The 12663-nt window shown below is 69.0% G+C and carries 11 protein-coding genes; 8 read left to right on the forward strand and 3 right to left on the reverse strand.

Features of this window, described 5'->3' with window-relative positions; genetic code table 11:
• Nucleotides 1–9: 9 nt before the first annotated feature.
• The gene (locus A37U_RS0134730; RefSeq protein ID WP_020501271.1) at nucleotides 10–1197 is read right to left on the reverse strand and encodes a sensor histidine kinase; all 1188 of its coding nucleotides are present in this window, start codon (nucleotides 1195–1197) and stop codon (nucleotides 10–12) included.
• 84 nt (nucleotides 1198–1281) lie between these two features.
• Between A37U_RS0134730 and A37U_RS0134735 the strand changes: the two genes are divergently transcribed.
• The 8 genes from A37U_RS0134735 to A37U_RS0134770 all read left to right on the forward strand — a co-directional run bounded on the left by A37U_RS0134735 (nucleotide 1282) and on the right by A37U_RS0134770 (nucleotide 11455).
• Nucleotides 1282–2832, forward strand: coding sequence for a dynamin family protein (locus A37U_RS0134735; protein ID WP_020501272.1), 1551 nt, complete (start codon nucleotides 1282–1284; stop codon nucleotides 2830–2832).
• 44 nt (nucleotides 2833–2876) lie between these two features.
• Nucleotides 2877–3221, forward strand: coding sequence for a nucleotide exchange factor GrpE (gene grpE / locus A37U_RS0134740; protein WP_020501273.1), 345 nt, complete (start codon nucleotides 2877–2879; stop codon nucleotides 3219–3221).
• A gap of 35 nt (nucleotides 3222–3256) precedes the next feature.
• The gene (locus A37U_RS0134745) at nucleotides 3257–5095 is read left to right on the forward strand and encodes a dynamin family protein (RefSeq protein ID WP_040589464.1); all 1839 of its coding nucleotides are present in this window, start codon (nucleotides 3257–3259) and stop codon (nucleotides 5093–5095) included.
• Between the two features lie 85 nt (nucleotides 5096–5180).
• Nucleotides 5181–5903 carry a hypothetical protein gene (locus A37U_RS0134750; RefSeq protein ID WP_020501275.1) on the forward strand — a complete coding sequence of 241 codons (723 nt, stop codon included), beginning with the start codon at nucleotides 5181–5183 and terminating at the stop codon, nucleotides 5901–5903.
• A 394-nt stretch (nucleotides 5904–6297) separates the two neighbouring features.
• Complete coding sequence (locus A37U_RS0134755; RefSeq protein ID WP_051111808.1) at nucleotides 6298–8151, forward strand: phosphoenolpyruvate carboxykinase (GTP); 1854 nt, start codon at nucleotides 6298–6300, stop codon at nucleotides 8149–8151.
• 355 nt (nucleotides 8152–8506) lie between these two features.
• On the forward strand, nucleotides 8507–9823 hold the full coding sequence (locus A37U_RS0134760) for a reverse transcriptase family protein (protein ID WP_020501277.1): 1317 nt from the start codon (nucleotides 8507–8509) through the stop codon (nucleotides 9821–9823).
• A 151-nt stretch (nucleotides 9824–9974) separates the two neighbouring features.
• Entirely contained in the window at nucleotides 9975–10583 is a 609-nt protein-coding gene (locus tag A37U_RS0134765) for a LysE family transporter (RefSeq protein WP_040589589.1), read from the forward strand.
• Between the two features lie 5 nt (nucleotides 10584–10588).
• Nucleotides 10589–11455 carry a TIGR03621 family F420-dependent LLM class oxidoreductase gene (locus A37U_RS0134770; protein ID WP_020501279.1) on the forward strand — a complete coding sequence of 289 codons (867 nt, stop codon included), beginning with the start codon at nucleotides 10589–10591 and terminating at the stop codon, nucleotides 11453–11455.
• 1 nt (nucleotide 11456) lies between these two features.
• Here the strand turns inward: A37U_RS0134770 and A37U_RS46835 are convergent, their stop codons facing one another.
• Both A37U_RS46835 and A37U_RS0134780 read right to left on the reverse strand, forming a co-directional pair.
• The gene (locus tag A37U_RS46835; RefSeq protein ID WP_020501280.1) at nucleotides 11457–11942 is read right to left on the reverse strand and encodes a hypothetical protein; all 486 of its coding nucleotides are present in this window, start codon (nucleotides 11940–11942) and stop codon (nucleotides 11457–11459) included.
• A 19-nt stretch (nucleotides 11943–11961) separates the two neighbouring features.
• A complete protein-coding gene (locus tag A37U_RS0134780) occupies nucleotides 11962–12588 on the reverse strand; it encodes a hypothetical protein (protein WP_026197936.1) in 627 nt (208 codons plus the stop codon).
• Nucleotides 12589–12663 lie beyond the last annotated feature (75 nt).

The raw sequence follows: 12663 nt of genomic DNA on the forward strand, positions 1-12663 counted from the left end.
AACCGCAAATCAGCTGGGCTGTAAGGGAATGCTCGCGTGCACCTGCCAGCCGCCACTTTCCCGCGGGCCCGCCTCGAGTTCACCGCCGTGCATGGTGGCGCGCTCGCGCATGCCGATGAGGCCGTTCCCGCCGGAGACCTCGCGGAATGCGGCGGTGGGCGCTCCGGATCCGTTGTCCTCGATGCTGACCTCCACGTCGTCTTCGCCGCGGCACACGGTGACGAGCGCGGTCGCGCTGGCGCCCGCGTGTTTGAGGGTGTTGGTGAGCGCTTCCTGGATGATCCGGTAGAGATTGAGCCCGATGCCCGCGGGCAGTCCGTCGATATCGCCGCTGAGTTGCAACCGCACGGGAAGGCCGATCTGGTCGGCGAGGCGGGAGAGCCCGGTGGCATCGGGCTGCGGGGCGAGCTCGGCCTCGGTGTCGTCCTCCCGCAGCACGCCGAGCAGCCTGCGCAGCTCGGCGAGCGCGGTGCGGCCGGTCGTGGAGATGGTTTCCACGGCGGACTCGGCGAGTTCGGGGTTGTTGCGGATGGCGTAGGAGGCGCCGTCGGCCTGCACGATGATCACGCTGACCGCGTGCGCGACGACGTCGTGCAGTTCGCGGGCGATGCGGGCGCGCTCGTCCGCGACGGCGATCCGGGCCTGCTGGTCGCGTTCGGTCTCCAGCAGTGCGAGCCTGCGTTCCACCTCGGCGGAGTAGGCGCGCCGGGCACCGTAGTACTCGCCTGCGATGAAAAAGATGGTGAAGATCATCAGCCCGCCGAACGCAAAGGTACCGACGACGGTGATGTGCGCATCGCGGACGGACCGCAGTGCCCAGATGATCGTGCCGAGCACGAGCACGGATCCGTAGATCAGGCCCGGTTTGCGGCCGACATAGGCGACAAGGGTGTAAAGGGCGAACCCGAGGGCCAGGTCGGCGGGCCGCAGCTGCACGATGCCCGTTCCGACCTGGTGGGTGAGCAGCTGTATGACCCCGCCGAAGGCGATGACGATCGCGGCGCCGATCGGAAAGCGCCTGCGCACCAGCAGCGGAGCGACGAGCAGCGCACCGACCCCGACCCAGGAGATCGGCGCGATGCCAGGCCGCCCGGTGTCCCCCATGAAGACATAGTCGAAAAGAAGTACGAACACCGCGATGGACGCATCCCCGATGATGGGATGCGCCCTGATCCACAGACTCAGCCTTCGCACCACACCAGCCTATGGGTCCGCCCGCTGCGTACACGTCAGCCTTCGGTAGCAGATCGGCACCCTGCCCAGGAGGTAGATTTGCCAACCGTGGCAGGTCAGCAGCAGTTCTCCGGTCCGCTCTCCGGCGCAGTCGCCCAGTTGTGCGCGAGCCTGGAGCCCCAGGTCGGCCCGCGTACCGCCGCAGGGCTGCGCGAGGTCGTGCGCCGGTTGCGCTCCCCGCTGCAGGTCGCGGTGGCCGGGCGGATCAAATCGGGCAAGTCCACCCTGGTCAACGCGCTGATCGGGCGCCGGGTGGCACCGACCGATATCGGCGAGTGCACGCGGTTGGTCACCCGGTTCTCCTACGGCACGGTGGACCGGGTCGAGCTGGTGTACACCGATGGCAACCGCCGGATCATCCCGTTCGACGCGGACGGGATGATCCCCGCGGAACTCGGTGACTTCTCGACGATCTCGCACCTCGAGGCGTATCTGACCAATGCGGTGCTCGCGAATCTCACGGTGATCGACACCCCGGGACTCGGTTCGCTGGACGCCGCCTCGGTGCAGCGGACCGAGGCGATCCTGGGCACCGAGGCCGGGGAGTCCGGGGAATCCGATGAGCTCGACCGGGCCTCCGCATCGGCGGTCGCCGGCGCCGAGGCCGTGCTCTACGTGGTCACCCAGGGCGTGCGCGCCGATGACCAGCACGCCATCGCGGCGTTCACCGCGGCGACGGCGAGCCGGGACGCGGGACCGGTGAACGCGATCGCGGTGCTGAACAAGGCCGACACGATCCCGCCCGAATCGGTGGAGGGCGCGGACGGGGATGTCTGGGAAGCTGCCCGCAAGCTGGCGGGTTCGCAGGCGGATGTGCTCAAGCCGCGGGTCGCCGATGTGCTCCCGGTCGCCGGGCTGATCGCGGAGTCCGCGGAGACCGGCACCTTCACCTCCGGTGATGCCGACGCGCTGCACCGGCTCGCCGAGCTCGACGACGCCGATCTGGAAACCATGCTCATCGCGGGCGACATCTTCACCAGCTGGGAATGCGAGGTTCCCGCCGGGGTGCGGGCGCGCCTGCTGGAGAAACTGGAGCTCTACGGGATCCGCAAGGCGGTGGACGCGATCCGCGCGCGGCCGGGCATCTCGGCTGGGGAACTGCGCAGGACCCTGCTCGCCGCATCCGGGCTGCCCGAGGTCCGGGACAAGCTGGGCAAGGTGTTCGCCACCAGGGCCGATGGCATCAAGGCTGCGGCCGCGCTCGCCTCGGTCACCGCGATCGCCCAGGCAAGCGGTGATCACGGGGAACGCCAGCGGGTGCACGACGCGATCGAGGTGCTGCTCGCCAAGCCCGAGGCGCACCAGCTGCGGCTGCTCGAAGCACTCACCCTCGTCGTGTCCTCCGCGGTCGCCATGCCCGACGACCTCGCCGAGGAAATCCTGCGGGTGGGCGGCAATGTCGACATCGAGACGCAACTCGGGATGCCGGGCGCCGGGCTCGAACAGCTGACCGCGCACGCGCTCGAGCGGGCGGGCTGGTGGCGGTCCTTCTCCACGTTCGGCGCGACACCGGCGCAGTCCCGCATCGCGCACGTCGTGCACCGCGCGTACTTTCTGATCTGGCAGGAGCTGCGCACACGGGCCGGGGTGAGCCGGTGAACCGGGATGGAACCGAAACCCCTCGCGATGCGTCAGACACGGTCATGGCAGGCCAACAGGAACTCGGCGCCGGGCTGGACGAACCGAGTGCGCACGACCTCGCGACCGAACGGTCCGCGCTCGTCCGGTTGTGCATGTACGCGCTCGATCGCGCGCGCAGCCCAGGGGTGACCGAGCGCATCGAATCGGGGCTCGCCGAGATCGGTGTCGAGGCACTGCGCCCGGACGGGCAACGGTTCGATCCCGCGGTGCACGAGGCGGGCGGGGTGGTCGCGACCAGTGATCCGGCCCTGGACGGGGTCATCGCCGAAACCGAGCTCACCGGGTTCTCCGACCGCGGTGAGCTGCTGCGTGTGCCGATCGTGACCGTGTACCAGCAGAGCTCCTGACCAGGGCTACCGCGCGCGGTCGGCGAAGTGGTGGGATGAGACGCGTGAATTCCTTCCCCGAACAGGTACGCACGACCCGTGAGCAGTTGGTGAATTTCCTCGCCGACTGCGATCCCGAGGCCGCCACCTGGGTACGTGGCGTACACGAGGCGCGCCGGAGTACGCCGTCGGTCGTCGTGGTCGGTGAGACGAACAGGGGCAAGAGTTCCCTGGTGAACGCCCTGCTGGCGAGCCCCGGCCTGTCTCCGGTGGACGCCGAGGTGGCCACCGCGACCTATCTGGTGTTCGGCTACGGCGAGGCGATGGCCACCAGGGCCTGCTATCCGCAGCGCGAACCGGTGGCCTTTCCGCCCGAGCAGCTGCTGAACTGGGCATCCGCCGCGCACGAGCTGCCGGACGGGGAACTGCCACCGCGCTATGTCGAGGTGGACGCGCCGATTCCGCTGCTCGAACGGCTGCAGCTGGTGGACACCCCGGGCGTCGGCGGGCTCGATTCCCTGCACGGCGAGCTGGCCACCGAGGCCGCGGCCTCGGCGACCGCGCTGTTGTTCGTCGTGGACGCCTCCGGACCGCTCACCAGTGGGGAACTCGGTTTCCTGCGCAAGGTGGCGGACAGTGTGGAGACGGTGCTGTTCGCACTGACCAAGACCGATTCGCACCGCGGGTACCGCCAGGTCGCCGAGGCCAATAAAGAACTGCTCGCCGAGCACGCGCCCCGGTTCGCGAACGTGCCGATGTATCCGGTGTCCGCGCGGATGTTCGACATGGCCGCGACTGCCCCGAACGAACAGGCGGCGCGGGTGCTGCGGGAACGGTCCGGGATCCCGGATCTGCAGCAGCGGCTGCAGGAACAGGTCGCGGGCCGGGCGGCCATGCTCGCCGAGGCGAACACCCTGCGCGCGCTGACCACGGCGTTCAATGGTTTGCGCGCCGAGCTCGAATCCCGGCACCGCGCCCTTTCCACCGGCGAGGACGAGATCGCCACGCTGCGCGAACGCCGCGATGAACTCACCACGCAGCGCCGTTCCTCAACCCGCGGGTACCAGGTCAAACTGCGCGCGGAGATCCAGCGCGCGCGGATCGAGGGGACCCACGATGTCGGGCGGCAGATGCGCGAGCTGACCACGTGGTTCCGTGGTGCCATCGACTCGGCGAACCGGGAACGGCTCGCCCAGCTGCCCGCCGAGGTCGACTCGGCCATGCAACTGGTGTCCGGGCGGATCAGCCAATCGCTTGCGGAGCGGCTGACCAGGGCCACCGAGACCACGCTCGCCGAGGTGTTCTCCGACGGCGAGCTGCAGGTGCTGCGCGCCGAGTTCGCCAAGCAGCAGCGCCCGTTCCTCGAACTGCGCCCGCCGGAGAAGCGCGCGGGAACCGCGGAGGACAAGCTCATGGTGTCCATGGGCGTCTACTCCGGGTTCGGCGTCGCGCGGATGGCCACATCCTTCGCGCCCGGGGTGCTCGGACTCGGCGCGGCCGCGCTCAATCCGTTCCTGCTGCCGGTCACGATCGTGGTCGGGCTCGGCGCCGGGGTGTGGATGGCGCGCACCCGCAAGCACCAGGCGGAGAAGACGCACATGAAGACCTGGCTCACCGAGGCCATCGCGGAGGCCCGCAGCACACTCGATCAGCTGGTCTCCGAGCAGATCATCTCCGCGGAGTCCCAGCTCTCGCTCGCGCTCGACGAGGCACTCGGGCAGCGCATCGAGGCCATCGAGGCGGAGATCAAGAGCGTGGACAAGACGCTCAAACTGGAGACGGCCGAACGCAACACCCAGTTACAGCGGATTACCAGACAGTTACAGGAACTGAGCACGGGCGAGGGACAGCTGGGGAACCTGCTCGCGCGGATTCGCGACCTGCGGGATCGTTGAACTCCTCCGATTGTTCCGGGAACCGAACCGGAATAACGTTGGTCCTAGAGATCGGACACGGCCACCCACGATAAGGGGAACGACGATGTACATCGACGACGGCAGCGATCAGCACGAGGGCGAGCTCAAGGTCGACGTCGACGGCCACGAGTACGCCGCTGAGGCGAACGTCGACCTCGACCGGGACGGGGTCGCCGACGCCTATCTCGTGCAGACCGATACCGGCCAGACGGTGTACGCGGACACCGACGGCGACGGGGTGGCGGACACCTACGCCGAGCTCGACCAGTCCGGAGGGGTCACGGCGACCGCGCACTTCGACAACGCGAACCACTCCTGGATCTCCACCGGTGAGCAGGGGGCGCCGAGCGGACCCGACGCGCAGGCCGAGGCGAACACCGGCGGTTCCATCCACATCGACGGCCCGCACGGGGATGTGGACGCGGGCAAGGCCACCATCGACAGCGACCACGACGGCACCCCGGACACGGCGGTCACCGACGACGGTCAGGGCGGCCAGGTGCTGGCCACCGATTCCAACGGTGACGGAAACGCCGATGTGCTCACCCAGATCGGCGCGGACGGACAGGTCACCGTCTCCACGCACACCGGGGACGGGCAGTGGACCGTCGAGGAACACGGCCACCTCGACGGGCAGGGGCAGTACCACCAGGATTCCACCGACCAGTCGGCGAAACCGGCCGTGGATCCGGCCTCGGATTCGGTGTGGGGCAACGGTCAGGGCGCGCACGCCGAAGGGGTTGCCCGGATCGATGCCACCACCGGCCAATGGATCAGCCGTAATTAGGATCGTCCTGTCCCGCGGCCGGTCAATCCGATCGCCGCGCGGTGTTTCACCGACATTCACGCCCTCGTTCCGGGCAATCCGGGCGGGGGCGTTTTGTTCGCCTGTTGTTCATCGCTGATCTGAATCGATTCCCTTAACGGTTTTGTGAGTGAACCGACAGATCCGGGCTCGGTTACTCGTGGGTTCGACCGCTAGCCTCGAACGCATCCCTTTTTCGCTGACGCGCTCATCACAAATGGGCGCGGCTTCGACGTTTCCCGGTCCGGTCCGGATCGGGGGATGGGTGCAAGGGCGCACCACCGAGCAAGACGGACGACGCAGTCCATGCCCGCGGACGGCGGCGTGCGCGGGCACGGGCTGGTCACGGACTGGCAACACAACTCATGGAGAAGAGATGACGCCTACGTCGAGCGCTACGCAAGCGAACCCGACTACCGTGCCAGGATTGGAGGACGCTCCAACGACTCACAGTGGACTGCTTGCCTGGGTGCGCGAGATCGCGGCGCTGACGACCCCCGACCGGGTCGTGTGGTGCGACGGGTCCGACGAGGAGGCCGAGCGGATCAACGCCGAACTCGTCGAGGCGGGCACCTTCATCCCCCTCGAGAAGCGGCCGAACTCCTACCTGGCCGCTTCGGACCCGGAGGACGTGGCCCGGGTCGAGGAGCGCACCTTCATCTGCTCGCAGCGCGAGGAGGACGCCGGTCCGACGAACAACTGGACCGACCCCGCCGAGATGACCGCGACGATGACCGAGCTCTACCGCGGCTGTATGCGCGGGCGCACCATGTACGTCGTCCCGTTCTGCATGGGCCCGCTCGGCGCGGACGATCCCAAACTCGGCGCGGAGATCACCGATTTCGCCTACGTCGTCGCCTCGATGCGGGTGATGACCAGGATGGGCAAGAAGGCGCTGGACAAGTTCGTCACCGGGGACGGAACCGAGCGCGAGTTCGTGCCCGCCCTGCACTCGGTCGGTGCCCCGCTCGAGCCGGGACAGCAGGACGTGTCCTGGCCGTGCAACCCGGTCAAATACATCACCCACTTCCCGGAGAGCCGCACCATCTGGAGCTACGGTTCCGGCTACGGCGGCAACTCGCTGCTCGGCAAGAAGTGCTACTCGTTGCGCATCGGCTCGGTGCTCGCCCGCGATGAGGGCTGGCTCGCCGAGCATATGCTGATCCTCAAGCTGACCTCCCCGGAGAACAAGTCGTACTACATCGCGGCAGCGTTCCCGAGTGCGTGCGGCAAGACCAACCTCGCGATGCTCCAGCCCACCATTCCCGGCTGGCGCGCCGAGACCATCGGGGACGACATCGCCTGGATGCGCTTCGGCGAGGACGGGCGGCTCTACGCGGTCAACCCGGAGTTCGGTCTGTTCGGCGTCGCCCCGGGCACCGGGGAGAAGACCAACCCGGTCGCCATGGACACCATCGCCAGGGGCAACACCGTGTTCACCAACGTCGCGCACACCGATGACGGCGACGTGTGGTGGGAGGGCATGACCAAGGAAACGCCCGCACACCTCACCGACTGGAAGGGCCGCGACTGGACCCCGGAGTCCTCCGAGCCCGCCGCGCACCCGAACTCCCGATTCTGCACCCCGATCGCGCAGGTGCCCAGCCTCGCCCCGGAATGGGACGACCCCCAGGGCGTGCCGATCTCGGCGATCCTGTTCGGTGGCCGCCGCAAGACCACCATCCCGCTGGTCAACGAGGCCCGTGACTGGTCGCACGGCGTGTTCCTCGGTACCACGATGTCCAGCGAGAAGACCGCGGCCGCCGCGGGCAAGGTCGGCGAGGTCCGCCGCGACCCGATGGCCATGCTGCCGTTCATCGGCTACCACGTCGGCGACTACGTGCAGCACTGGATCGACACCGGCAAGAACGCCGATGCGGGCAAACTGCCGAAGATCTTCTACGTGAACTGGTTCCGCCGCGGCGACGACGGCCGGTTCCTGTGGCCCGGATTCGGCGAGAACTCCCGCGTGCTCAAGTGGATCGTCGGCCGCCTCGAAGGCACCACGAACGCGCGCGAGACCCCGGTCGGCCTCGTGCCCAACGCCGAGGACCTGGACACCGAGGGCCTTTCCGAGCCGCTCGAGGACATCCAGGCCGCGCTCTCGGTCGACGCCGGGGAGTGGAAATCCGAGCTGCCGCTGATCGAGGAATGGTTCGACAAGATCGGTGACAAGGTGCCGAGCTCACTGCGCGACGAGCTCTCCGCGCTGCGCCACCGCCTCGACTGACCGGGCCTGAACTGGGTAAATAACCCTCGTGAGTGGTTGTGTCGGTGCTGACCGACACAACCACTCACGAGGGTCTCAGGGTTCGTTGCGTGATGACCTCCGTCGTGAGTCGGCGCCGCGCAGCAGGTGGCGTCATTGTGCAACGAACTCTTAGTCTGTCCGGCGTGCGGTAGCGCGATCTCGAGAACGGTCGGCAGGGGCGTGACCTCGCTCGACCACTCAGGGGTTCCCCCTGGGATCACCGGCAGGGTCCGGCAGCGCACCGCGCGCGAGCCACCGCGGAACGCCGCAGACATTCGCGCGCACGACGTGGTTGGTCGAGTCGCGCTGCCGCACTCCGGTCGGGAGGTGTGTGATGCGGTCCGAGCTGGCTTCGGCGTTCGCGGGTGCTTTCCTCTCCGGCGAGTGGACCGAATCCGGCCTCTGGGGCAGCGGCGCGCGGGTGCTCGGGCGGGATGCTGTCTGGTTGCCCGCCCTTGTCCGAGAAGTCCTCGGGCTCTATGCGTGCGCGCCCCACGATCGTCCGCGAGAGCTGGCCGCGGTGATCGCCATGCAGGAGGCGGCGCAGGGCAGGGATGCCGAGCACGCCGTACCCTGCCGGTGGCCCGTTTCGCCGACGAGGATGCTGCGCAATCCGTGGCATCTTCCCGTGCTCCACTCGCTCGAAGACCTCGCCGGGCTGCTCGGGCTCACCACGGCCGAACTCGCCTGGTTCTCCGATCCGAAACGGCTGGCGCGTACGGCGGCTGATCCGCGGTTGCGGCATTACCGGGTGACGACGCGGCGCGCGCCCAGCGGTGCGATCCGCGTGCTGGAGGCGCCCAAATACCAGCTCAAGGCGCTGCAGCGGCGACTGCTCGCGGACCTGCTCGGCGCGATCCCACCGCATGCGGCCGCGCACGGTTTCCGCGCGGGGCGTTCGGTGGCCACGTTCGCCGGGCCGCACGCCGGAAAGGCGCTCGTGCTGCGCTGCGACCTCGAAGGGTTCTTCGCCTCGGTGACCGTGGGCCGGGTCTACGGCTTGTTCCGCACCGCGGGGTACCCGGAACCGGTCGCGCACGCGCTTGCCGGGCTGACCACGACCGTGCTGCCCGCATCCGTGTGGCGGAAGGTTCCGCGCCCGGCGGATCCCGGCCTGCTCGACGCGCATTGGCGGCTCGGCCGCAGGCTCGCCCAGGCGCATTTGCCCCAAGGCGCACCCACTTCGCCGATGCTGGCCAACCTGGTGGCGCACCGGCTGGATGCGCGCTGCGCGGGGCTCGCCGAAGCGTGGGGATGGAACTACACCCGCTATGCCGATGATCTCGCTTTCTCCTGCGCGGGCGGGCGGCGTGCCGGTGCGGCGGCGCTACTGCGGATGGTGGAGCGCATCGTGGGCGAGGAGGGTTTCCGGCTCAACGCGCGTAAGACCGCCGTGCAGGGCAGTTCGGCGCGGCAGTCGCTCGGCGGGCTCGTCGTGAACGAACACGTGCGGGTTCCGCGCGTGGAGCTGGACAGATTGCGCGCCATTCTGCACAACTGCGCCCGGTATGGCCCGAGCACGCAGAATCGGTCCGGTCATGCCGATTTCGCGGCGCACCTGAGCGGACGCATCGCCTGGGTCGCGAACCACGATCCCGTGCGCGGTGCCCGGCTGCGGGCCGGTTTCGAAGCGCTCGACTGGTCGCGTTGATCCCGTAATTCGGTTGCCCGCGCCCGGTCGGCTGCGGCACCGTGCGCGGTATGTCCGTTCCGAGTACCGCACTGTTCCGAGCCGCCGCGAGTACCCGCGCGGTTCGACAGCAGCGCGCGGGCCGGGTGAGGTGGCGTCCGGGCGGCTGCTGATGGGCGCCCTGCTCACCGGGATCCTCGCGGGTTACGGCATCGCGATCCCGGTCGGCGCGGTCGGGGCGTACCTGGTCGGCCTGGCCGCGCGGGAGCGGTTCGCGGTGGCGGCCTCGGCTGCACTCGGGGTGGCCGTGGTGGACGGGGCGTATGCCTTGCTGGCGGTGCTCGGCGGCGTGGGTCTGGCCGCGCCGCTTCGCCCGATCGCGGTCCCGCTCGGCTATCTGAGCGCCGGGGCGCTGGCGCTGCTCGCCGCGCTCACGGTACTGCGCGCGGTACGCCGGTACCGCGGCCCGTTGACGGTTTCCGCCTCGAGCCCCGCGCGCGCGTTCCTCGGCCTGCTCGTGCTGACCGCGATCAACCCGGCGACCCTGGTGTATTTCCTCGCGCTCGTACTCGGCCGCGGGGCCGAGGGCGGTGGCGCGCCGTTCGTGCTCGGGGCTTTCCTGGCCTCCACGAGCTGGCAGCTGCTGCTCGCCTGCGGGGGCCGGTTGCTCGGCCGGGTGCTCACCGGTGCGCGTGGCCGGCTGGTGATCGCCATCGTCTCGGCGGCGCTGATGTCGGTGCTCGCGGTGGCCGCGCTGACCGGTGGCTCCCCGGTAAGTTGAGCGCCATGGCGGTTCGTGATTTCCGGTTCGGGGTGAACATGCTGAAGCCGGGCCCGCGCGCGGAATGGGTACGACGTTGCCGCGCGGTCGAGGACCTCGGTTTCGATGTGCTCGCGGTGCCCGACCATCTGGGAATGCCTGCCCCGTTCCCGGCGGTGGTGCTCGCCGCGGAATCGACCGAGCGGGTGCGACTGACAACGTTGACGTTGAACACGGCGTTCTACAACCCGACCCTGCTCGCCCGGGACGTGGTGGGAACGGATCAGTACACCGATGGACGGTTCGAACTGGGGCTCGGCGCGGGGTATGCGCAGGCGGAGTTCGACAAGGCCGGAATTCCGTTCGAGCGGGCCGGGCTGCGCATCGACCACCTGGAGCGCACCCTGGATGAGCTGGCGCGCTACTACGCCGATGAGGCCGAGCCGGATCCGGTACAGCGGCCCGGTCCACCGGTGCTCATCGGCGGGGACGGGAACCGCGTACTGCGCCTGGCCGCCGAGCGTGCGGATATCGTGGCCTTCTCGGGTGCCTACCTGGACGGTGGGCTGCGGCCGCGCGATGCCGCGGGATTCGCCGAACGGGTGCGCCACGTGGAGGCGGCGCTGAACGGACGGGATATCGAACGGAATCTGCTCGTGCAGCAGGTGATGCTCACCGAGGACAGCGCGAGCGCTTATGCCGAGCTCGCCGTGCAGTTCGGCAATGTGGTCAGCGCGGAGCTGCTCGCCGAGACCCCGATCCTGCTCGTGGGGACCGCGCGGGAGATCGCCGAGAAACTGCTCGAATACCGGGAAGAATACGGAATCACTTATGTCACCGTGATCGAGCGCGGGATGGCGGATCTCGCGAAGGTGATCCCTTACCTGCGCTGACTCAGTCGGAGCCCTCCAGGCGGGAAAGGCGCTCCTCGTAGCGGGACAGACCGGTCAGCCTGGTGCGGATCTGGGCGTGCTCGCGACGCACTTCCTCGATGAGCGAGCGGGCCTGCTCGATCTCGCCGTCCTTGGGTTTGGCGGTGGCCGTCAGCTTCTGGTGCAGCGCGTCCAGCTGTGACTCCTGGGCGGCGATGTGCGGGATGATCCGCTCGAGCTCGTTGGCGCTCCAGTCGGCCTTGGCCCAGAGCTCATCGATCCGCCCGTGTGCCTCGTCCAGCCGCCCACGCAGTTCGTCGAGGAGCCCGGCCTGTTCGTCGAGCTGTTTGCGGTCCTCGGCGAGGCGTTCCGCGGCCTCGGCGAGCAGCCGGTCGTATTCGGCGAGGCGCTGCGGCGGAATGCGGTTGTCGATGCGCCAGTCGATGACGTGCTCGATGCGCGAGGTGAGCATCCGGCGCGCTCTGCGCAGCAGGGTCTGATCGTTCATGGGCGCCTCCATTGGCGTGTTACCGCAGTAGTTCGGTTGTCGAGGTACGCGTCCACGACTCGAGCAGCCTGCCCTCAGCGGCGATCTGATGCTCGGGCCCGACGATGCAGGAATCCCCGGACGCGTGCGCCCAGCTGGTCTGCGCCGGATCGTCGATGAACGAGAACCCGGTGAGCAGCAGCTTGGCTTCAGGGTAGGTGGTGCGGGCGATCCAGGCCGCCATGGTGCCGGTCGTGGCCCAGGTCGACTCGGTACGCGAGGGGAGCCCGAGCGCATCGGAGAGCGGGAGGGTCACCTCGTAATTGGAGACGTGCACCTGGCCGAGGTCGGCGGGCCACCAGCCGGGCAGGGTCTCCGGTTCCCAGTGCAGCCTGCCCGGTTCCACGAGCAGGTAACACCGCCTCGGGTAATCGGCGAACACCCACGGGGTCGCGCGCAGGGCCCGGTTGAACACCACGGCGTGCACCCGCGTTCCGGTGCTCGGTTCGCCGGGCTCGTCGAGCTTGAACCCGTTGACCCGGATGACCAGCTCACAGGCGTCCACCGCGGCCGCGCGCGCCGGATCGGCGCCGAGCGGCTGGTTACCGACGACGGCGACCGTCGACGGATTCGGCCGGTCGGCGTAGGCATCGAGAAGTTCACGCAATAGTGGGGTGGTCGCCACGCCGACATGCTACTCAGACAACGGATGCCCGCCACCACCACACACGCTGACCCGGGG

The organism is Sciscionella marina DSM 45152 (genome assembly GCF_000379465.1).
In the GTDB taxonomy this organism is placed as follows: domain Bacteria; phylum Actinomycetota; class Actinomycetes; order Mycobacteriales; family Pseudonocardiaceae; genus Sciscionella; species Sciscionella marina.